Source organism: Candidatus Neomarinimicrobiota bacterium (genome assembly GCA_022567655.1).
In the GTDB taxonomy this organism is placed as follows: domain Bacteria; phylum Fidelibacterota; class SORT01; order SORT01; family SORT01; genus JADFGO01.
Genome location: JADFGO010000031.1, coordinates 1 through 20861, shown reverse-complemented (window position 1 = coordinate 20861; position 20861 = coordinate 1). Strand labels below are relative to the sequence as shown.

The following is a 20861-nucleotide window of genomic DNA, read 5'->3' as shown; positions in this document are numbered from 1 at the left end:
AAGCAGCGAGAAGTATTATGGGTCTCACTCGTTTCCCGCCCGCTTCGATGGCGTATCTGATAGGTTCATATAAGGATGCCGGCTGGGAACTCGTGGCGACCGTCCGCAGCTTGTCCTCTATGGCTTCCTTGTAATTATTAAGGTTCTGGTTTTCCGTGAAATCCATCTTCAGGCTGCCGGGTTACTCAACTTCGATCTCTCCGAACTCTTTCAATTTCCCTATCACTTCCTCTTTTATCTCCTCAAGCCGTTCCGCGGTCTTCGCCTCGAACCGCACGACTATAACGGGCTGTGTGTTTGACGCGCGAACCAGACCCCAGCCGTCCCCGAACAGGATTCTTACGCCGTCCACCGTAATGCATTCGTAGTTCTTGGTGAAATATTCAATCGCCTTCTCCGCTATCTCGAATTTCGTCCTGTCATCGGTAGTGCTCAGCCTCATTTCCGGCGTGGAGTGATATTGAGGGAGCTTTGCCATTTTTGATGAAAGCGAAACGCCGTCTCTTGATATAAAACGCGCAAGCCGCGCCGCCACGTAAAGAGCGTCATCATATCCGTAATATTCGTCCCCGAAAAATATGTGACCGCTCATCTCTCCGGCGAATTTTTCGCCCAGTTCACGGAGCTTCTCTTTGATCAACGAGTGACCTGTCTTGTACATCAGCGGTGTGCCGCCCAATTCCACTATGCGATCCACTAATCCCTGCGAGCACTTTACGTCGAAGATTATTGTGCGAGGTTCCTTACTCAGAACTTCTTCCGCAAACAAAGCCATCAAGTAATCAGCCCAGATTATCTCGCCTTTGTCGTCCACTACTCCTATTCTGTCCATGTCGCCGTCAAACGCGACGCCGAAATCGTAATTTCCTTCTTTAACTTTATCGATCAGCACTTGAATATATTCTTTCACGGTGGGATCAGGATGGTGATTCGGGAAATTACCGTCCGGCTCCGTAAACAACTCGTCAACTTCGCATCCTATCTCTCTCAGTACTTTTGGAGCTACCAGCCCGGCGGCTCCGTTCCCGCAGTCGGTAACGATCCTTACCGTTTTATCGAGTTCTATCTTACCGATAATATCTTTGCAATAATCGTCCGTGATGCTGATCTCCTCCAAACGACCCTCTCCCCCGGAGAATTCGCCCTTATCTATTATATCTTTAATTGCCAGAATTTCTTTGCCGTAAACGGCGCCGGTAGAAAGTGTCATTTTGAATCCGTTGAATTCAGGCGGATTGTGACTGCCGGTAATCTGCACGGCACCCTTCAGATTTAATCGGTGAATACTGTAATAACTCACGGGAGTCGGAATGATCCCTATGTCTATGATGTCAACTCCTGTCGATAGAACGCCCTTTTTAAAAGCTTCTTTAAGAGAATCAGTCGTCAATCGAACGTCGCCGCCGAGGCTGATTTTCTCAATACCTTTCCTTTTTACGTAGCTGCCGAATCCTCTGCCGAGGAGTTCAACAACATCATCGGGGAAATCTTCGGATACTACGCCGCGGATATCGTATTCCCTGAATATATACGGATTTATTTCCAACTCTCTGCCGCCCTATCTCCTGTTAAATCGTCAATTTGCCGAGCAGAACCTGACCCCGCGCTCCCGTTACCTGAGGCACGTTCGCCCGGTTACCCGCTATAAACTCGTTCGCAAGAACCGCAAATGCAAATGCCTCTTTTGCATCCGACGAAATACCATATTCATCAATTCTTTTTATTTTCATCGGCTTGAAAAGAGTTTCTAAATGTCCCGTCAGCAGAGGATTATGCACCCCACCGCCGCTCAGAACCACCTCGCTGATCCCGTTGTTCCCGGGTGCGTACATCTTATAATTCGAATGTATCGCTTCGGCGGTGAAGCGGGTCAGTGTCGCGACCAGGTCCAGTTTATCCTGATGAGAACTAATGTCGAACGAAGAAACGATTTCATCAAAATATTCTTTACCGAAGTCTTCCCTGCCGGCCGACTTCGGGGGAGGTTTATTTATGTACGGATGTGCCATAAGTGATTTTAACCATTTCTCGTTAACCTCACCTTCGGAACCTAATTTACCGTCCACGTCATATCTTAAATCTCCATCCGATGCGAGCATCGCTGCCCGGTCGATAAGCATGTTACCGGGTCCGGTATCCCATGCCGAAATATCGGATATGCTTTTAATGCCGGAGGGCAGTATCGTGAAATTTGCTATTCCGCCTATGTTCAGCACCGATTTCCCTCCCTCTTCGCCGAAGAGTATGTAATCGACGTATGGGACGAGCGGCGCGCCGTTTCCTCCCGCTGCGATATCTCTCACCCGAAAATCCGCTATTACAGGGACTCCGAATGCCTCTGCCAAAACGGACGGCTCGCCGACTTGCAGAGTCGATTCTCCGTCTATATGATATATTGTCTGACCGTGCGAGCCGATGAGGTCTAATTCCGATGCTTCGATGCCTGACTCGTTCAGGGCGTTTTCAAGACTCTTGGAGAACTCCCTGCCAATATCAAAGTTTAGTTGACAGACATCCTTCGCACTCCCTCCGTCACCGTTGATTGATTTTTCGATTACCCAATCGGGGAGCGGGTACGTATTGAAATATTTTATCTCCCAACCGGTTTGAACGCCCGCTCCCGTCAGCTCGGTTATAATTACGTCAATGCCGTCCATCGAAGTTCCGCTCATCAATCCGGCTACAGTACGGCTTTTTTTCTCCGAAAGTCTTTTCAAAATTTCTATCACGATAAATCAACCGCTTCCCTGACGATCCCTCCCGCCTCATCGAGTTTTTTAAGCGCCGTTTCCCTTTTCAAACCGGCTATCTGCATGACAAGAGCGGTTTTCAGGTTCATTTCAGCGTCTTCGAGGAGCGTTTCCGCTACAGCGTAATCTATTCCGGTCAGAGTTTCTAAAATCCTGCATGCCCTGTCTACGAGTTTGTTGTTCACCGCTTTGAGGTCCACCATCAGGTTACTGTAAACCTTCCCGAGTTTGATCATAGCGGTTGTGGTTATCATGTTCAGCACGAGTTTCGTTGCCGTTCCGGATTTCATCCGCGTGGAGCCTGTGATTACCTCAGGACCTACCAGCGGCGTTATGATTACGTCGGCTGCTATATTTCCTTCTTCGACCGCATTACACGACAGGAAAACCGTCTTTGCACCGAGACTCTCCGCCTCTTCGAGAGCGCCGAGTACATAGGGAGTCCGTCCGCTTGTAGCGATGCCGAAAACGACGTCATTTTCGTTAACACTCTTGTCTGCTATGGCTTTTTTACCATCTTCGGGATTATCCTCCGCTCCCTCGATCGAACGGGTCAAAGCATCCGTTCCCCCCGCGATGATTCCCTGCACCATCCCTGGTTCTGTGGAAAACGTAGGAGGACATTCAGCTGCGTCTAACACTCCGAGCCTCCCGCTCGTTCCCGCTCCAATATAAATCAAACTTCCGCCGGATCGGAGAGATTCTACCACTAAATCAACCGCAGCAGCGATATTTTCCAACTCTTTAGCAACCGCGTCGGCTACCTGCCTGTCTTCATTGTTAATCAGTTCGAGAATGTCCGGTACGGGTAATGCATCCACCTTCATGCTGTTCGGATTTCGCAGCTCGGTCGTAAGAGATGCCATCTTTTCGGTGTCGATTATTGTTTCAATTTTCCGGTTCATTCAATCTCTATCTTATACGGTATGTACGACATCACACCGCCTTCGATGATCAATTCGAGAATCTCCCGGGTGCTTTCCAAATCTCCGACCAGCGTTTCTACTATGAACATATCGTGAGAGCTGTTTATCTTCATAAACTCGGTTATAAAATCGATACCGCCGAACCTCAATGACTTGTTTGAGCGAACGACAACGAACTCCACTTCGTCCCTTTTCAATCCCGTCATTTCTAAAGCGATATTTTCCGACTCCCTGATACCGCCTATTATATCTATCAAACCGAGTCGAAGAGCATCCTCTCCCGTCCAGACACGACCCATACCGGCGCTGTCCACCTCCTCGTGTGTGAGCCCCCGCCCTTCAGCTACCTTGCTCAAAAATTCATCGTAACGCTCGTTCATCTGTTTTTGGAAATGCTCTTTTTCCTCTTCGTTCCAACCCCTGTGATCCGAGAAAACGTCGGAACGCTTCCCACGCTTTAGCACTTCCTGACGGATGCCCAATTTTGTATATAATTGCCTCAGGTTCGGATAACCCATAAATATGCCTATGGAACCGGTTAACGTTGTCCGTTCTGCGAGTATGGTATCAGCCGGCATCGAAATATAATAAGCTCCCGAGGCGGCGATGTCGCCAAAACTGGCAATGATCGGTTTTTTACCTTCGATTCTCATGAGCTCCCGCCAAATAACGTCTGAACCGAGAATCGTCCCGCCTCCGCTGTCTATCCTGAGTATAATCGCTTTTACATTATCGTTTGTCCGCAGCGATTCGATAACCCGCACCGCCGTTTTTGCACCGAGGATATTCCCTCTCCTGCTCGCACCCGGAACTATTGCTCCGCTTAAGTGCAGTATCGCTATTTGAGGTTTTGTCGACCAAGCTCTGTTCAGCTCTTTCCGGTCTTCAAAACTTGTACCCTTAATCGTGACAACACGGCTTAACTTAAACTCCTTTTTAGCGATATCTTCTATCTCATCTTCATACGCCTTAGCGTCGATGAGTCCGGCGGCAAGCGCCTCGGAGGCTGTGAACGGTCCCCTGTCGGCTATAGCGGTCAACTCACTTACCGTCAGTCCACGCCCTTCGGCGATTCCTTCATACATAATGTCCAGGAAATTGTCGAGAATAGCCTCCAATTCTTCTTTGTACGCGGCTGACATCGAATCGCGCATGACAGGCTCCATCGCACTCTTATATCTGCCGACACGGGCAACCTGTATTTCGATACCCAGTTTATCGAGTAACCCTTTGTAGTAAGTCACCTGAGCCGAGAGTCCCGTGAAGTACAGATACCCCGAGGGATTCATAAGGATAAGATCCGCAGCAGATGAAACGTACAAGCCCTTTCCGCTCATAAACTCCGAATAGACGATAATTTTCTTTCCGGTTTCTTTAAAACGGAGCAGTGACTTACGGATCTCGCTCAAAGTCGCCATACCGGCATTGAATCTACCTATATTCAGAATTATTCCGCCGATAGATTCGTCGGTTCCTGCTCTCTCAATAAGGCGGACCCATTCCGAGGTTGTTCTGGATCCTTTTATGAAAAAACCGCCTTCCGGTTGATCCGGAACCGACCCTTTGAGGTTCAATTCTAAGTACAATCCCGTAGAACGAAGAGAAGTTTTACGGTGTCTGCTCCTTGATTCCAGTAGGGTAACGGATGAGATGAAATCACCGTTCTTTTCATAAGAAGTGCTGTTTCTCAAGCTGCTTCTCGGAAATCCGATTTCGACGCCCAATTCAAACCCCCCGTCATCATCAAGAACGCCGTTCAGGCTGAATCCTTTGTCCGACCAGAATTCCAATCCGTAGAGATACGTCACCTCATTCCGTTTCCCGAATTTATCAACGTCCACAGTGAATGTGAAATTCTCGCCGAAGGGTCGCCAGCCCGCCCCCAAGATGTAGCTTCTGTTTAGCGGATCCAACGAACCGCCGTTCCCGTTGATTTCCCTTAATGTTCCGGCGAGTGACAGCCATCTGAACGGCCTGATTATCATACCGGAAGAAAAAATATTCAAGGAAGAATAATCGCGGCTGCCGGAACCAAACCATGAGTAGCTTACTCCCATGGAAAAATTCCCGCTTCCTCCGACTCCAATACCGAAAGTATGCTTTTTTCTTGAGGGCTGACCGCCGAGCCATTCGATTGAATATCCGAGTCTCCGTCCCGCAAAATAAATTCCGGTATCCCGAAAGAACTCACCGGACAGATGTGTCTGAGCTATGATTAAGCCACCTGCATCTGGATATCCAAGTCCGGCAGGATTGAACGCCATCGACGAAGCGCCGTAAGTTGATGATACAGATTGATAGGGAAGATTGATCCCTTCGGTATCTTGAGCATAGAGAGAATAATTAGCAATAACAGATAACAGCAGTGCGTAAATCGGATTTGTCAGATGGTTATACAATCAAAGCTCCATGCGGATTTCGTGGAGTAGGTTAACCATAATCACAAAGATAATCAACTAATTTAAAGAGCTGCTTTTACGTTCACTGTCGGCGAATCCTGACGAAAGCGGGGCTCTCCCTGACCTTTCTCGATCTTTAGGGATGTAGGGGACGCAGATCTGCGTCCCCTACCATGCTCAACAAAATTATTTGAGCAAAACCATCTTCTTCGTTTTATTGAATTCACCAGCTTGAGTGCGAGTCAGGGCTTGTTCCACAGGAACTCCTTTGGAGCCCTGACCGCTGCAATAATATATTTACGCACTGTCATTCTGAATCCCGATTTATCGGGATGAAGAGCCGAAGACAGGCGTAGCCAATCTCAGCCGGAAGGGACAGGTCTACGGGATGCACTCATTTGCCCGGGACTCTTCGTCCGACAAATGCCTGCCGGGTAAGTCCTGACTTCCACGTAATTAGCCCAGCCGTTTACGGCTGGGTTATAAGAGATAAAATAAAAAGACCTGTCCGACTAATGCCAGGCGGGGAGGGCGTTCACGCCCTTGTCATTCATCTATCAAAAACGCCGTGAACGGCGTGAAGTCGTTTAGATTAACTACAAATCCCAGACATAAATGGCTGGGCTAAATAGAATTACCTGTAAGGATAACTACCTCCAATGTCGGAGATACCTGACGAGAATAAGATTCTATTTGTTAATTTTGCTCCGAATGAGTATTCTTAGTCTTGAAAGTGAAATTCATTTGAGCGGAAAGTTTTGTTAGAATTGATGTTAGCGGGCATCGGATTAATCCTGTCCGCATTTTTTTCGATGGCGGAAACGGTCTTTATCACCGTAAACAAAATCCAGATGGAAGTTCAGGCGAAGCGTAAGGTTCGCGGCGCCGCAACAGCTGTTGACTTTCTCGATAAGCCAGCATCTTTTTTGAGTACGACTCTCGTGGGAACAGATCTCGCGAACATACTGACTACGTCGTTCGCAATTATTGTTTTGATCCCGTTCATGCCTAATTGGGCGGCAATTATGATCATAAGCGTTGTTATCCTTATCTTCGGCGAAATACTCCCAAAAACTATCGGAAGGGAGACCGCCGGTGTTACGGCGACGAAGATCGCTCCAATCCTTAAGTACGCTAAGTATCTGCTTTTCCCCCTGATAGGTACGGTTCAACAATTGGGCAGGATCAAGATTTTCAGAATGGACGGAGCGAACGACCTTCATAGTGCCTTTTCGAAGGATGATCTACAGATCATTTTTGATCAGGTTCAGGAGCAGGGTCTATTGGACGAACATGAAAGCAAGTTTATCAGCAACCTTCTCAGCTTCGATGAAGTTACCGCAGTGGAAGTGATGACGCCGAGGACGCAGATAGACGCTGTTCCGTCAAATGCTTCGAGAAAGGCAGTGATTAAGGAGTTCAAAAAATCGGTTCATTCAAAGCTGCTTGTGTATGATAACACTCTTGATTCCATTACGGGCGTCATACTGCTTGCGGATATTTTAGATGCTTCGGATAAAAATCCGCCTCCCGTTCGTAAGGTAGCGTTTGTCCCCGAATCCAAGTCTGTGGATGATATACTCGAAGAGATGCAAAGGAATAAGCAAAGTGTGGTGGTCGTTGTGGACGAGTACGGCGGAACCGCCGGAATTCTTACGATAGAAGACATCATTGAGGAGATATTCGGAGAGTTCGACCTTGGTTTTCAGCCCGATACCTCGCCTTACCGCAAGCTGGCTAACGGAGATGTCCTGATCAACGGAGATGCCGAGTTGGACGTTCTGACCGCCGAACTTAATATCAATTTTCCCGAAGGCGAGTATGAAACCATTGCCGGACTGCTTACATATACTATTGGAAAGATTCCCGATAAGGGAGATAAAGTCCTTGTCGGAGATAGAATTTATACAATTGTAAATGTGACTCCACGGGCGGTCAAGAGAGTCATTCTTAAAAAAAATACAAAGTTTCTGAATTAACTGCCGGATTCGGGGACCGGTTTGGCTATGAACCGGTGGATCAGGTAGATTAACCCTATCCCCATCACGATCGAAATCACCGGGTTGAAGTTGAACCCTGCCGGTATATATCCCACAACTATTGCAACTCCGGCGGCAAGAAGCGCATACGGCATCTGTGTTTTGACATGATCAATATGGTCTGATCCCGAAGCCATCGAAGACATAATTGTAGTATCTGAAATCGGCGAACAATGGTCTCCGAAGCATGCCCCTGAAAGTACCGCAGCAATCGTTCCCAGCAGTATGGACGAAAGCACCCCGCCCTCCAAGCCGGCTTCCAACGGAAGAAAATGAGCCATCGGGATTACTATCGGTGTAAGGATCGCCATTGTTCCCCAGGATGTCCCCGTAGAAAACCCTATTAACGCGGCGACAATAAACGTCATTGCCGGAATCAGGTGCGGGGAGAATAAGCCTCGCGTGAGGTGCAGGACATAATTCGCCGTTGATAAATCCGCAGTGATCGAGCCTAACGACCACGCGAGAACGAGAATTACCATCGCTAATACCATAGATTTAATCCCGTTCAAATAGGAATCAACTACCTCCTGCAATGTTAAAAGTTTCTGGCTGAGGGTTAGCGTTCCCGCTAACAATGCGCCGCCGAATGCCGCCCACATCAGGACAGTAAACGAATCGGCGTAGCCGATAATTTCGTGGATAGCCAGCTCTTCCGCCCTAATACCCGCGGCAGCCCGTCCATGAAAATACAAACCGAAAATCGTGGCGAAGATAACAAATCCGATTGGAATCATGGCGTTCTGCCATCTCTTTTTAATATTTTCCGGCAGCGCTAATTCACTAAGATCCGCCCCGATAAGAGGAATTGCGCCGTCTCGCAGTACCTTGCCCGTTGTCCTTGCACGAATCTCGGCTGTGAGCATAGGCCCAAAATCACGGGCGCGTAAGGCAGTGATAACAATCAAGCCCAATACGATAAACGCATAAAAACTGTAAGGGATTGAACCGATAAAAGCTACGTACGGGTCACGTTCCAAACCGATGTTTTTAAATCCTTCTAATATCAACCCATTCTGAAATCCTATCCATGTACTGACGAGAGCTATTGATGCGATAGGGGCTGCTGTGGCATCAACTATGAACGAGAGCTTTTCACGCGAGATTCTCAATTTATCGGTGAACGGGCGCATGGTGTTTCCGACGAGAAGCGTGTTGGCGTAATCATCGAAAAATATCAGGAGCCCCATGCCCAGCGTTGCCATCTGTCCCGAGCGCGCCGATTTAGCGTAACGGGAAATTTTATCCACTACGCCTTGCATTCCGCCGTTCCGTGCGAGAATCCCTACCATTCCCCCTAATCCCATGCTGAAGAGAACAACCGCCGCATGATCTCTGTCCGAAATAGCTTGAACGATATAATCGTTCACGGCTATAAAAAATCCGCTCACGGGATTAAATCCCGAGAGAATCATTGCTCCGATCCACACACCGGCAAACAGGCTTATCAATACCTCTTTGAACAATATCGCCAATCCTATAGCTATCAACGGAGGAGCAAGGCTTAGAATTCCGGGCAAAGTAGTGAGGTATTCGGTTTTAGTCAGACTGCCGTAGACAACCTTAATTTCATTTTCTCCGTAATCGTCAAAAACAGCCCCTTCAACCGTCAGCTCTCCTTCTGTCAATTCGAAAGATCCGGTCGGCTTGGCTGCTCCGTACTTCTCGGTTATGCGTACACCATGAATTTCTACTTTACCTACCGCGGACTTGTCGATCTCTCCTTGCTCATCGACAGCTGTCACTCTGAAACTGAACGAAACTTCTTTTAGAGTCATATGGGGCGGGTGAATAATAATGTCAACAGTGCGTTCGGAAGCCTCTGTCTGCGCTCCCGACAGCAGCACAACTGCGAAAATCAGAATGATATATCTCGAAAGCATGATTAAACCTATGCCTTAGAATTAAAAAAGTAAAGGGGAATTCCTTTAATTCCCCTCTAATAAGAGGGGTGGCATCGATTCCGAAGGATGAGATGACGGGGTGTGTCAAAAGATTGCTTCGTCCGGCTAAACCGGACTCGCCAGCCCGACTGATGTCTGGCGGGCAAAGACAAACGAGTGTGTGTTATCCGGCAGCTGCCGGATGACCGCAAGACCGTGCAGTACCCTTCGACTACGCTCAGGATGACTGCACCACATATACCTTCGGAGGTGAGATAGAACCCCCTCCTTCCTAAGGAGGGGGCAGGGGGTGGTTTTCATTAATATCTGCTGTCAAAAATAGAGAAATAAAACTGTGCGGTCAGGGCAAGCCCTAACTCGCACAATATTCTGTCATTGCGAATCCTGATTTATCAGGGTGAAGCCTGCCCGACATCGGTCTGGCGGGCAATCTCAATTACGAGATTCTTCACTTCGTTCAGAATGACATCATTATTTTGTTGAAGTAAGAGATTCTGCAGCGGTCAGGGCCTGTTCGACTAATGCCAGGCGGGCAAGCCCTGACCCCACGCAATTTTTAAACCGACCCACCGGTCGAAAACCCTATAACGCAAATATAGCACCGTTTAAACAGGTTTTAGTCTAATTCCCTCGGGTCGGTGATCTTTCCCATTATCGCCGTTGCCGCGGCTACCGCCGGGTTGGTCAGATAGATCTCTGCCGTCAGTGCGCCTGTTCTGCCGGGGAAATTCCTGTTAGTGGTGAAAACACCCACTTCTTTGTCGCCCATGACTCCAAGATGCGCGCCAATGCACGCTCCGCAGCCGGGTGTCGTCACGGCAGCCCCCGCTTCGGAAAATTTGAGCGTGAGACCCGATTTTATCATCTTATTATATATCTCTGTGGTTGCGGGCGTTATCAAAACCCGCGTATCCCTCGAAAATTCTCTGTCACCGAGCACCTCCGCCACTAACTCAAAATCTGAATAACGGCCGTTGGTGCAGGAGCCTATCATCACCTGGTCGACCTTTACCCGTTCGACCTCGGATATCGGTTTCACGTTACTCGGCAGGAACGGCAGCGCTACCTGCGGCTCTAAATCGGATACGTCGTACTCCATAACACTGTGATATTCAGCGTCGGTGTCCGACTCAAATATTTGATAATCCTCTCTTTGCAGTCTGCCTTCGAGATAATTCATGGTGGTGTCATCGGCTTTTATCACACCGTTCTTGGCGCCCGCCTCTATCGCCATGTTGGTCAGTGTCAGCCTGTCCTCCATCGTCATATTCTCGACCGTCTCCCCGCAGTATTCAAGGGCTTTATAGTTCCCTCCATCCATACCGAGATCACGGCAGACGAGTAAAACCAGGTCTTTTCCTATAACATATTTAGGCATGTCGCCTTTAAACTCGATTTTTATCGTCTCCGGCACACGAAGCCATACCTCACCCTCCGCCCATACTGCAGCGATGTCGGTGGCTCCCATCCCCGTGCCGAAACAGCCGAATGCTCCATATGTGGTGGAGTGCGAATCCGCACCTACTATAACATCGCCCGGCGCCACCAAACCGTCATCGGGAAGTATCACGTGAGAGATTCCCGAACGCCCCACTTCGTAATAGTGTTTAATGCCGTACTTATGGGCGAACTCCCTCATCGTCTTGGAGAACATCGCCGCATCGATATCTTTTGCCGGTGTGAGATGGTCGTTAACGAGTGCGATCTTATCCGGATCGAAAACCTTATCTCTGTTCAATTCCTCGAAAACCTGAATAGTTATCGGCGAGGCTATATCCGTCGCCATCGAGAGGTCGACTTGTGCGAATATAATGTCGCCGGGCTTAACGCTTGAGTTTCCCGATTTATTTGCAAGTATTTTTTCTGTCAGGGTCATTCCCATCTCAGATTCCCTTCTATTTAAAACTTCGGCTCGTGTTCGTACATGAATTCCCCGAATTCAATATCATTCCGGACTAAGTTAAATAATCCGTGCTAATCAAAAAAGGATAAACATTGATTCAACCGTTTCCCCTCATTACCGCTTCCATAACTCCTCCGGCGATGGCGTTCGCCTTATCGGAAATTGTGTGCAGATAATCAGGATTTCCCCGCGGATCGACGTCTCCGACTTTAACTCCCTTAGAGATTTCCACACCGTCATGAATCAATCCTCTGAGAAGTCCGGAGATCTCAGCCGTTACATTTTGCCCGTTCACTTCACCTACCGGCTCTCCTTCTGATACCATTTCTCCCAACCGGATAAGGGAATTGAACTCCCCGACGGCGGGCGCCCGTAAGACCCTTTTTGCCGATTCGCCGCCCACCTCTCCCGGCACCCCCGTATTCGGGAGAGCGCTTCCTTCCGTGATAACTCTTCCGAGGTCATGTCCGCGGGACGTTTCTATAACGTAATGAGCATCTTCCGGCGCCGTGTATCCGGGTCCCAGCGCTATTACGGTCTCTGCCATCTTCGAAGACGTGTCCGGATTATTTTTCATCATCCGCGCGTCGATCACTGTTTTCGGTGAAAATTTCCCTATTGAATCTCCCGCGGGGTCTATCACGATTCCGGCAACTCCCTCCCGGGCTGCGAGCAACGCATCATCGCTGTTTACAAAAAAATTTCCCGTCACGCCTTCTATTGATATAGCACCGTCAAACACCGCCGACGCAAATGACACAGTTCGGCGGACGCAGAGCGGTTTCGGAATTTCGAGAGCGATGACCGGGAACCCGGCTAAGACTAATCTACGAATGGCGCCCGAAGCAAGCTCGCCTGCCCCCCGAACAATGATCAGGTCATCCGACTTTTTCATGCTCTTCTATTAATCTTCTGTAATCGCTATTCGTGTTCACATTAAATTGAGTGATGATATCTTTTAATTCTAAGGTAGCCGTCCGACCTTGAAATTTTTCCGTTAACTCATACCCCGAAACGTCTCCCCCGATCTTTAAAAGCTCCTTTATGCCTTCCTTTGAATACAGAACGGGATTGGCTTTTTCTCCCTTGATTACCGGAAATATCATGGGAGACTTCGGATTCTTTTCTGTCAATTCGATCAAAGAGTTTATGAGTCTCGCTGTCATCAGAGGTTGATCGCCCTGCAGAAACATCACATATTCATAGTTATCATGGAGAGCCTCAATCCCTTTTGAAACAGATGTTGAGCGACCTTTTTCCCATTCTTTGTTCACGACTATATCAAGTTTTTTTCCACCCCCGCTGTTTTTGATCCCGTAAAGCACTTTATTGCGGTTTGCTCCCACAACAAGAATTACCGATTTTAATTTTGATTCCAACGCTGCTTTCAGTGACCACCAGAGCAACGATTTTTGCCTGAAGGGGAGGGTCAATTTGGGAAACTTTCCGTTCATCCGGTTCGATCCGCCCGCGGCGAGAAGAATCCCGTGCACACTGATTTTTATCTCTTATACCTTTCTTTATCAGGGTAATATTGCGTATTTGATACCCTTTTTTTCGTCCAATAATTGGAACGCTTTCTTGAGGTCTCCGAGCGGATACTCTTTTGTTATCAGAGGCTCTAAGTGAATTTGATCACTTATCAATAGTTCACGCGCCGTTGCCACGTCTTTTCTCCTGTAATGGAATACTCCCTGCAGTCTGATATGGTCATAATGCAGCCGTTCCGCATCAAACGTGACCGTGGAATTCTCAGCCAACCCCCCGAAAAGGATCACTTTTCCGTTCTTTGACACATAATCGACAGAACTCTCCCAAACCTCCTTTGAGCCCGTTGATTCGATCACAATATTTGCGCCGATGCCATCGGTCAAGCCATGAACTATCTCAAGGACGTTTTCATTTGAGGCATCGATAACTGAATCAGCTCCGAGCAGGTTCGCTACAGCTATCCGCTCATCACCGCGAGCCGCCACTATAAGTTTTTTGGGATTCATCGTTTTCAACACAGCGGTGAATAACAGTCCGATCGTTCCCGCTCCTATCACCAATACAACATCATCGCTCCCGGGAGACGCTTCATCCACTCCATGCATCACGCATGACAGCGGTTCGAGCATTGCTGCCTGTCTGAACGAGAGTGAATGCGGTTTTCTGAACATATTTTTTGAAACTATGGATTCCGGTATGCGGATATATTCCGCGTAAGCGCCGAACATCAGAGAGTTTTTTAGTTCCGTGCAGAGATGTTCTTCATCCCTTCGGCAGTGGTAACACTTTTCGCACGGCGAGGAGAAAACGGTCATGAGGTTATCACCTTCCTTGAAACCCTCCACGCCTTTTCCCAGGGCATGAACCGAACCCGAAAACTCATGCCCGAAGGGCGAGGGAAGAGATACTTTCGGATGCCCTCTCCGGTAGGTTTTAAGGTCTGTCCCGCACGTAAGAGCCGTATGAACCTTCGCTATGACTTCCCCCGGCTCCGGTTCCGGCACTTGTACTTCCCGGAGTTCAATTTGTCCCGGTTTTACGAGAAACCCCGCCTGCATACTTTTGCTCAATTTGATCTATCCATTGTCAGGAACTGAAGAGGTGAGTATTTATACTTCAGGACGATTCATTTCGAAGATATCTTTAATATGCGCATATAACGGATTGCCTAACCGCCCGACAGAGTGCAGCTTTTCCGGATCGACTCTCCCGTCTGAATAAATCTCATCTCTGACATGGAATAGAATAACTTCACCGATAATTAAGTAGTTTGGCGGCGCGCCGATTTCAACTATCCTGTCGAGCCTGCATTCCATGTTTACGGGTGATTCTTTGATAAAGGGCGTACCGATTTTTTCCGACCGACCGGTCGACAACCCCGCTTTTTCTATTTCGTCAATCCCGTAATCGTATTCGCCCGAAGTTACTATCATTGCATCTGCCGTGGAATCGGTAACGAGGTTAACGACAAATTCTTCCTCTCTTTTGATGTTTCTTGCTGTGTCTTTGGGTTCTCCTCTTTTGGAAGAAACGGAAAATGCCAGCCTCGGAGGGTAGCTCGTAACCCCCATAAAGAAACTGAACGGGGCAGCATTAGTGGTTCCGTCCTCGTTCAGTGTACTTACCCATGCAATCGGCCGGGGGACTATCACGCTTGTAAAAAGTTGATAAGAGCCTCTCTGATCGAGTGTGCTCGGATCGATAATCATTTATGCTTCCAATCGGGTTTACGTTTTTCCGTGAAAGCGTTTAATCCTTCTTTCACGTCCTCTGTCTTCAGGAGCTCATCCATATAAATATCTTCCGCTTTGGTCAATGCTAAGTTGAATTCCCATTCCGTCCCGGCTCGGACCGCCTTTCGTGTGAGGGAGAGGACTTTCCTGCTCTTTCCTTTTAGGGTTTCGAGCAGCTCCTCCACCGCATTCTCAAGTTTATCGTCCGGAACAACCCTCGTAACCATCCCGATCTCTTTTGCTTCCCGGGCTGATATTTTACGTCCCGTCAGTAACATATCCAGAGCTGCTTTAGGTCCGATCATAGACGGAAAAGCAGCCGCAGCCACCGGAGGATAACAGCCTACGTCTATCTCCGGCTGAGAGAAATATGCCGATTCCGCCGCGATCACAAAATCGCATGAAGCCGCTAATTCGCAGCCGCCGCCGATGGCGGGAGCGTGGACGACCGCTATCGAAATCTTGTCCCATTTATACAAAAGCCTGAATATTTCATGGAATTTAGACAGCATCTCTTCGACCTTATCTTCCGTATGATCCGATACGTCCACACCCGCGGAAAACATTTTTTCACCGGCGCCCCTGAAGATAACAAAATGAGCGTCATCCTCTTTTTCTATCTCACCGAGCGCGTCGTTGATCTCGTCCATCGTCGGGATGTCTATCACATTATACGGCGGACGGTTGAGTGTGAGCGTTGCGGTAGGCTTAGTAACCTCAAGATTTATATTTTTGAAATCCATCGACATCGGATATTACTTAATCACGCTTTCTTCAATACCTTAAGCGCCTGCGAAATCTGGTCATCTACTTTATCCGCTATCCGACCGGCGAGTCGGTATATCTCCGAAATCTTATCGTAGTAATCGTCATCGAGGTCGGGAGTTGTAGTACTGACAGCGAATATCGGCTCGTCGTCGGGACCGTGCATCCTGAGTATATGCGCCGCCTCCTGTTCATCCGGGTTTGTAATGTAGAGGAACACAACGAATGAAATCGAATCCCCGACAGTGGCGCGATACTTTGTCGGATCTTCTGTTCCCTCCCAGGCGATTTTGCCCTTTTTAGTTTTCTCATATAATGAATCTATCACGGATTCATAATCAGGATCATCGGTCAAAGTCTTAGCCATCGGAACTCCTCATTCTGTTTCACACTCTTTCATATAACGCCGCTATTCCCATTCCCCCGGAGACGCACAAAGTCGCTATGCCGTATTTTGCTTTCCGCCTCTGCATTTCGTGTAATAATGTAACGGTTATGCGCGCTCCTGAACACCCAATAGGATGACCGAGAGCAATCGCTCCACCGTTCACGTTAAGCTTTTCTTCGTCAATATTCAACTCCCTCTGACATGCAAGCACTTGAGCGGCAAACGCTTCGTTAATTTCTATCAGGTCAACCTCTTCCGTTTTTACGCCCGTTTTCTCCTCCAATTTTTTCAACGCCGGAACAGGTCCCAATCCCATGTGCTTTGGGTCTAAGCCAACGATAGAATATCCAACGAGGCGAGCCGTCGGTTCAATATTCAGTTCTTCGACTTTCTCTTTGGACAGTACGAGCATCGATGCTGCGCCGTCTGTTATCCCTGACGAGGCGCCGGCATGAACGATTCCGTCTTCCCGGAATACAGGTTTTAATTTTGACAGCGATTCCGCAGTGACGCCCATCCGCGGGTTTTCATCTTTGTCGACAAGAGTCACATTTCCTTTTCTGTCCGTTAATTCCACAGGAGCAATTTCATTCTCGAACTTTCCTTCTTTCATTGCTCTTTCGCATTTCTGTTGGCTGAGAGCGGCGAATTCATCCTGCTCTTCCCGCGTTATATTGTATTTCTCCACAAGGTTTTCAACAGTCTCGCCCATCAATTCACCGCACAAAGGACACAAAAAACCATCCCAATATTGTGCGTCCAAAATCTCGTTATGCCCCAACTTATATCCCCACCTCGCTTGCATCAGAAGGTACGGAGTTGTACTCATAGATTCCATTCCGCCTGCTATCACTACGCTGCTGTCGCCCAGCGCGACCGACTGCGCAGCTGCAACGACGCTTCTCAAACCGGATGCGCATGCCTGATTGACCGTCCATGCCGGGACCTCATCAGGAAGACCGGAAAGCCGCACTACCTGCCGTGCGGGGTTTGGTCTGTTCCCCGCCTGTCTGCCGTGACCGAAAACAAGTTCGTCTATTGAATTATGCGGAATGTCGGTGCGTTTTAAAGTCTCTTTCACGGCGGATTTGCCGAGCTCCACCGCCGGTGTATCCTTGAACACTCCTCCGTAACTGCCTACGGGAGTTCGTACAGCGCCTGCTATATATACTTCCCTGCGGTCCGGCATATTGCCTACTTGCTGTACTCCGCATGTGAATCGGGCGTTTCAGAAACCCGGACAGTTGTAACCGGAAAACCGAACGACTCCACCTGCTCATAAATCATCTTTGCGATGAATTCTGCAGTAGGATTTCCATCTACGGACAAATACCTTTCGCCGGACTCTTCGAGCAGCGGGATAATGTCGTCATCCTTGTTAAGCAGCATGACGTGATCGATGTTATCATCGATCCATTTTTTAACCGTTTGCTTTATTTCCGAAAAATCGTAAACCATTCCCCTTTCATCAAGCTCCTCCGAAGCTAATTCTATCTCAACGCTTGCGTTGTGCCCGTGGAGGTGTCTGCATTTACCTTCGTAATGCAACAAACGGTGCCCGTAACAAAATTCTATTGCCTTAATTACTTTATACATTCGTTTCCCTGATATTGTTAATCGCTGCGGTATGAAAAATATACTCAGGGATTTGAGGAAAGGGCAAACAAAAAAGTTGATTATACTTTAACTCTTATTTAGTTTTGCCAGCGATAAGTTGAAGTTATCGCTGTTTACAAACACGCAACATATACTTCAAGGAACTTTTATTGTTAGCCGTAACCAAACCGAAGCCTGAAACTGATAAGGATTGGAAAACCGGATTTGACGTCATCGACATGCCGGAGACTGTCCTGAAAGATTCCGGTGAAGTCCTGATCGAAGTATCGGCAGGCGCCATATGCGGCACGGACGTGGGAATTTACAATTCCAAAGACTCTATCAAAAAAGAAATGATGCTCGGAGCGGAAGAGAATCCGATAATTATCGGACATGAGTTCGCCGGGAAAGTCGTGGACTTAGGCGAAGGTGCGCTCGAGTTCTTAAGTAAGAAATTCAACGCTCCGGCTAATTCCGACTTCAAAAACCAAATTTTTAACGATTACGATGCAACTGCGGAGATGCACATCACGTGCGGGAGCTGTCTACAATGCCGGATTGGCGAGAAACATGTTTGTAAAAACACGCTCATAAAAGGGATTCACCTGCATGGAGCGTTCACTAAGTACATTTCGGTGCCGGCGGAGAATCTGGTGCTTTTAAAACACGGCGAAATCCCCCTTGAAGTCATCTCATTTATGGACGCTATTGGGAATGCGGTACACACAACAAGCACCATTGATAAAAAAGGCAAGACGATCGCCATACTCGGATGCGGTATTCAGGGCTTAATGGCAACCGCCATCTCGCACCAACTCGGCGCAAAAAAGATCATCGTGACCGACGCATCTCATCCTAAAACCGGTATGACGAATAAACGGCTTGAATCAACTCACTTCGAGATGGCGCGAAAATTCGGAGCAGATGCATGTTTTGATATGGCGATCCCCGAAAATCGGGAGAAATTTTTTGACTTCGTGATGGAGGAGACCGACGGCGTCGGTGCTGACGGCGTTCTCGAGATGTCGGGAAACTACAAGGCCTACGAGGACGCATTCAGGGTGATTCGCGCCGGAGGAATTTTTGCCCTGTTAGGTCTTCCCAGCGGGGATTTTCATCTCGATTTTGCCAAAGACATAATATTCAGAGGTGTAACGGTAAAAGGAATTATCGGTAGACGGATATGGGAAACCTGGGAGATGATGATCGATCTCCTCAAGAATGGGCTTAGCGACATGTTCGTCGACAATGGGTTCGTTACCCATAGATTAAAGATCTCTGAATTCGAAACAGCGTTTACGAAAATAGCCGCCGGAGACGCTCTCAAAGTATTATTAAAACCGGAATAATCAGGATTTATCAGACATGAATAATTTGATTTCTACACTCAAAGAGGAACTCGGTAGAATACACGAAGCCAATACGTTTAAGTATGAAACCGAGATAGAATCCGCTCAGTCGGGGGTTGTGAAAGTTGACGGCGCGGACGTGGTAATGCTCGCCTCAAATAATTATCTCGGTCTGTCGAACCATCCTAAAATTATTGAAGCAGCCATAAGGGGTATCAAAGAATACGGACATGGAGTCGCTTCCGTCCGGTTTTTGTGCGGTACGCAGACTATCCACCGCGACCTCGAAAAAAGAATCGCCCGTTTTCTCGGGAAAGATGACTCGATTCTCTTTTCTTCATGCTTTGCGGCAAACGAAGGTCTTTTTGCAAGCATTTTCAACGAACCGTTAGGCAGTGAAAATTGGCAGGATGTGATTTATACCGACCAATTAAACCATGCGAGTATCATCGACGGGATGCGGCTATGCCGTCGGAAAAACATCGTCAAACGCATTTACAAACATATGGACACGGATGAGCTTGGACAGATGCTCGAAGAAGACAAAGATAAAGATTACAGATTTAGACTACTTGTCACCGACGGAGTATTCAGCATGGAGGGCGACCTGTCACCGCTTCCCGAACTGATCGATCTATGTGAAGAGTTCGGACTGACGTCCGTGATCGATGATTCTCACGCGCTCGGAGTCATAGGCAAAACGGGACGCGGCACACCGGAAGAACTCGGAGTTCACGGGAAGATTGATATAATAACCGGAACTCTCGGCAAAGCGATGGGCGGCGCCGCCGGCGGATTCATAGCGGGTGACGGCGACTTGATAACTTACTTGAGACAGAAATCAAGACCGTACACATTTTCCAACTCGCTGCCCCCAAGTATTGTCATCGCCGCGATTCAAGCGTTCGACCTTCTCGACGACGATCCGTCTATCATACTGAAACTCAAAAAGAACACCGAATATTTCCGGAAGGAAATCAAGTCGCTCGGTTTCACCATACTCGACGGAGTACACCCCATTGTACCTATCATGCTCGGAGAAGCGTCTCTCGCGCAGGAGATGGCAAAATCGCTGCTCAACGAAGGAGTTTACATCAAGGGGCTCTGGTTCCCCGTTGTTCCGAGGGGGGAGGCGAGACTGCGGACTCAGATTTCAGCCGCGCTTGAAAGGGAAGACATTGACCTTGCTCTTACCGCCTTTGAAAAAGTCGGCAAGAAAATGGAGCTGCTGAATTAACCCGGCTCATTGCCCCACAAGTTTTCTATTGTTATCTGTGCGAGTCGTCCGGCCAGTCCGGCGCCTGACGGGCAGCTGCCGGATTCCTCAGAATGACAGCGCGTGCGGGTTAGGGCTTGCCCTGACCGCCACATAATTCCTTATCCACGCTAACCCTACTAGCTTAAGGGTCAACATCTGCTTGCGCATTTCCGCAATTTATGCCCGGTAATTATCATCGAAAAATTATATCGTTGAATCAGAGTGCCTGCTTTACCTACGTTATATCATTATGATAGTTTCGCTATTAATTTCCATCAATAAAATGAGGGCGTCATGAAAAAACCTTTTATTCTTTACGCACTATTCTTCGGATTCTTCTCGGCACTGATCTTTTTTGCG

At 48.2% G+C, this 20861-nt stretch carries 17 protein-coding genes; 3 read left to right on the top strand and 14 right to left on the bottom strand.

The features are described 5' to 3' along the window. Window positions 1-181 precede the first annotated feature (181 nt). Genes IID12_04880 through sppA form a run of 4 tightly spaced genes read right to left on the bottom strand, consistent with a single transcriptional unit; the run spans window position 182 to window position 6075 of the window. Window positions 182-1546 (bottom strand): phosphomannomutase/phosphoglucomutase, encoded by a 1365-nt coding sequence (locus tag IID12_04880; protein MCH8288424.1) that lies wholly within the window; start codon window positions 1544-1546, stop codon window positions 182-184. Window positions 1547-1568: 22 nt separating this feature from the next. Next, on the bottom strand, window positions 1569-2729 hold the full coding sequence (locus tag IID12_04875) for an anhydro-N-acetylmuramic acid kinase (protein MCH8288423.1): 1161 nt from the start codon (window positions 2727-2729) through the stop codon (window positions 1569-1571). Beyond that, entirely contained in the window at window positions 2726-3655 is a 930-nt protein-coding gene (gene murQ / locus IID12_04870; protein MCH8288422.1) for an N-acetylmuramic acid 6-phosphate etherase, read from the bottom strand. The genes IID12_04875 and murQ overlap by 4 nt, the downstream gene beginning before the upstream one ends. Then, the gene (gene sppA, locus IID12_04865; GenBank protein MCH8288421.1) at window positions 3652-6075 is read right to left on the bottom strand and encodes a signal peptide peptidase SppA; all 2424 of its coding nucleotides are present in this window, start codon (window positions 6073-6075) and stop codon (window positions 3652-3654) included. The genes murQ and sppA overlap by 4 nt, the downstream gene beginning before the upstream one ends. 758 nt (window positions 6076-6833) lie before the next feature. Between sppA and IID12_04860 the strand changes: the two genes are divergently transcribed. Further along, window positions 6834-8054 (top strand): HlyC/CorC family transporter, encoded by a 1221-nt coding sequence (locus tag IID12_04860; GenBank protein ID MCH8288420.1) that lies wholly within the window; start codon window positions 6834-6836, stop codon window positions 8052-8054. On the opposite strand, the gene IID12_04855 is transcribed toward IID12_04860, so the two are convergent. The 10 genes from IID12_04855 to queD all read right to left on the bottom strand — a co-directional run bounded on the left by IID12_04855 (window position 8051) and on the right by queD (window position 17894). Further along, window positions 8051-9892, bottom strand: coding sequence for a Na+/H+ antiporter NhaC family protein (locus IID12_04855; GenBank protein ID MCH8288419.1), 1842 nt, complete (start codon window positions 9890-9892; stop codon window positions 8051-8053). The two genes, IID12_04860 and IID12_04855, sit on opposite strands and share 4 nt — an antisense overlap. Window positions 9893-10634: 742 nt before the next feature. Next, complete coding sequence (locus tag IID12_04850; protein ID MCH8288418.1) at window positions 10635-11900, bottom strand: 3-isopropylmalate dehydratase large subunit; 1266 nt, start codon at window positions 11898-11900, stop codon at window positions 10635-10637. 118 nt (window positions 11901-12018) lie between these two features. After that, the gene (locus IID12_04845) at window positions 12019-12816 is read right to left on the bottom strand and encodes an EF2563 family selenium-dependent molybdenum hydroxylase system protein (protein ID MCH8288417.1); all 798 of its coding nucleotides are present in this window, start codon (window positions 12814-12816) and stop codon (window positions 12019-12021) included. Then, a complete protein-coding gene (locus IID12_04840; GenBank protein MCH8288416.1) occupies window positions 12800-13375 on the bottom strand; it encodes a nucleotidyltransferase family protein in 576 nt (191 codons plus the stop codon). Before IID12_04840 ends, IID12_04845 begins: the two co-directional genes overlap by 17 nt. A gap of 69 nt (window positions 13376-13444) precedes the next feature. Then, window positions 13445-14482, bottom strand: coding sequence for an alcohol dehydrogenase catalytic domain-containing protein (locus IID12_04835; GenBank protein ID MCH8288415.1), 1038 nt, complete (start codon window positions 14480-14482; stop codon window positions 13445-13447). 39 nt (window positions 14483-14521) lie between these two features. Continuing rightward, window positions 14522-15121 carry a flavin reductase family protein gene (locus IID12_04830; protein MCH8288414.1) on the bottom strand — a complete coding sequence of 200 codons (600 nt, stop codon included), beginning with the start codon at window positions 15119-15121 and terminating at the stop codon, window positions 14522-14524. After that, the gene (locus IID12_04825) at window positions 15118-15894 is read right to left on the bottom strand and encodes an enoyl-CoA hydratase/isomerase family protein (GenBank protein MCH8288413.1); all 777 of its coding nucleotides are present in this window, start codon (window positions 15892-15894) and stop codon (window positions 15118-15120) included. Before IID12_04825 ends, IID12_04830 begins: the two co-directional genes overlap by 4 nt. 14 nt (window positions 15895-15908) lie before the next feature. Then, the gene (locus IID12_04820; protein MCH8288412.1) at window positions 15909-16277 is read right to left on the bottom strand and encodes a hypothetical protein; all 369 of its coding nucleotides are present in this window, start codon (window positions 16275-16277) and stop codon (window positions 15909-15911) included. A gap of 19 nt (window positions 16278-16296) precedes the next feature. Next, entirely contained in the window at window positions 16297-17487 is a 1191-nt protein-coding gene (locus IID12_04815) for an acetyl-CoA C-acetyltransferase (GenBank protein MCH8288411.1), read from the bottom strand. Window positions 17488-17492: 5 nt separating this feature from the next. Continuing rightward, window positions 17493-17894 (bottom strand): 6-carboxytetrahydropterin synthase QueD, encoded by a 402-nt coding sequence (queD, locus tag IID12_04810; protein ID MCH8288410.1) that lies wholly within the window; start codon window positions 17892-17894, stop codon window positions 17493-17495. Window positions 17895-18064: 170 nt separating this feature from the next. Here queD and IID12_04805 point away from each other — a divergent pair, with 170 nt between their 5' ends. Continuing rightward, a complete protein-coding gene (locus tag IID12_04805; protein MCH8288409.1) occupies window positions 18065-19243 on the top strand; it encodes an alcohol dehydrogenase catalytic domain-containing protein in 1179 nt (392 codons plus the stop codon). Window positions 19244-19259: 16 nt separating this feature from the next. Beyond that, complete coding sequence (locus tag IID12_04800) at window positions 19260-20480, top strand: glycine C-acetyltransferase (GenBank protein ID MCH8288408.1); 1221 nt, start codon at window positions 19260-19262, stop codon at window positions 20478-20480. The last annotated feature ends 381 nt before the right edge of the window (window positions 20481-20861 follow it).

Coding starts and splice junctions, on each gene's coding strand:
- murQ (MCH8288422.1), bottom strand. CDS start 3,655: ATGAACCGGAAAATTGAAACAATAATCGACACCGAAAAGATGGCATCT.
- IID12_04855 (MCH8288419.1), bottom strand. CDS start 9,892: ATGACTCTAAAAGAAGTTTCGTTCAGTTTCAGAGTGACAGCTGTCGAT.
- IID12_04850 (MCH8288418.1), bottom strand. CDS start 11,900: ATGGGAATGACCCTGACAGAAAAAATACTTGCAAATAAATCGGGAAAC.
- IID12_04845 (MCH8288417.1), bottom strand. CDS start 12,816: ATGAAAAAGTCGGATGACCTGATCATTGTTCGGGGGGCAGGCGAGCTT.
- IID12_04840 (MCH8288416.1), bottom strand. CDS start 13,375: ATGAACGGAAAGTTTCCCAAATTGACCCTCCCCTTCAGGCAAAAATCG.
- IID12_04830 (MCH8288414.1), bottom strand. CDS start 15,121: ATGATTATCGATCCGAGCACACTCGATCAGAGAGGCTCTTATCAACTT.
- IID12_04825 (MCH8288413.1), bottom strand. CDS start 15,894: ATGTCGATGGATTTCAAAAATATAAATCTTGAGGTTACTAAGCCTACC.
- IID12_04820 (MCH8288412.1), bottom strand. CDS start 16,277: ATGGCTAAGACTTTGACCGATGATCCTGATTATGAATCCGTGATAGAT.
- IID12_04815 (MCH8288411.1), bottom strand. CDS start 17,487: ATGCCGGACCGCAGGGAAGTATATATAGCAGGCGCTGTACGAACTCCC.
- queD (MCH8288410.1), bottom strand. CDS start 17,894: ATGTATAAAGTAATTAAGGCAATAGAATTTTGTTACGGGCACCGTTTG.
- IID12_04800 (MCH8288408.1), top strand. CDS start 19,260: ATGAATAATTTGATTTCTACACTCAAAGAGGAACTCGGTAGAATACAC.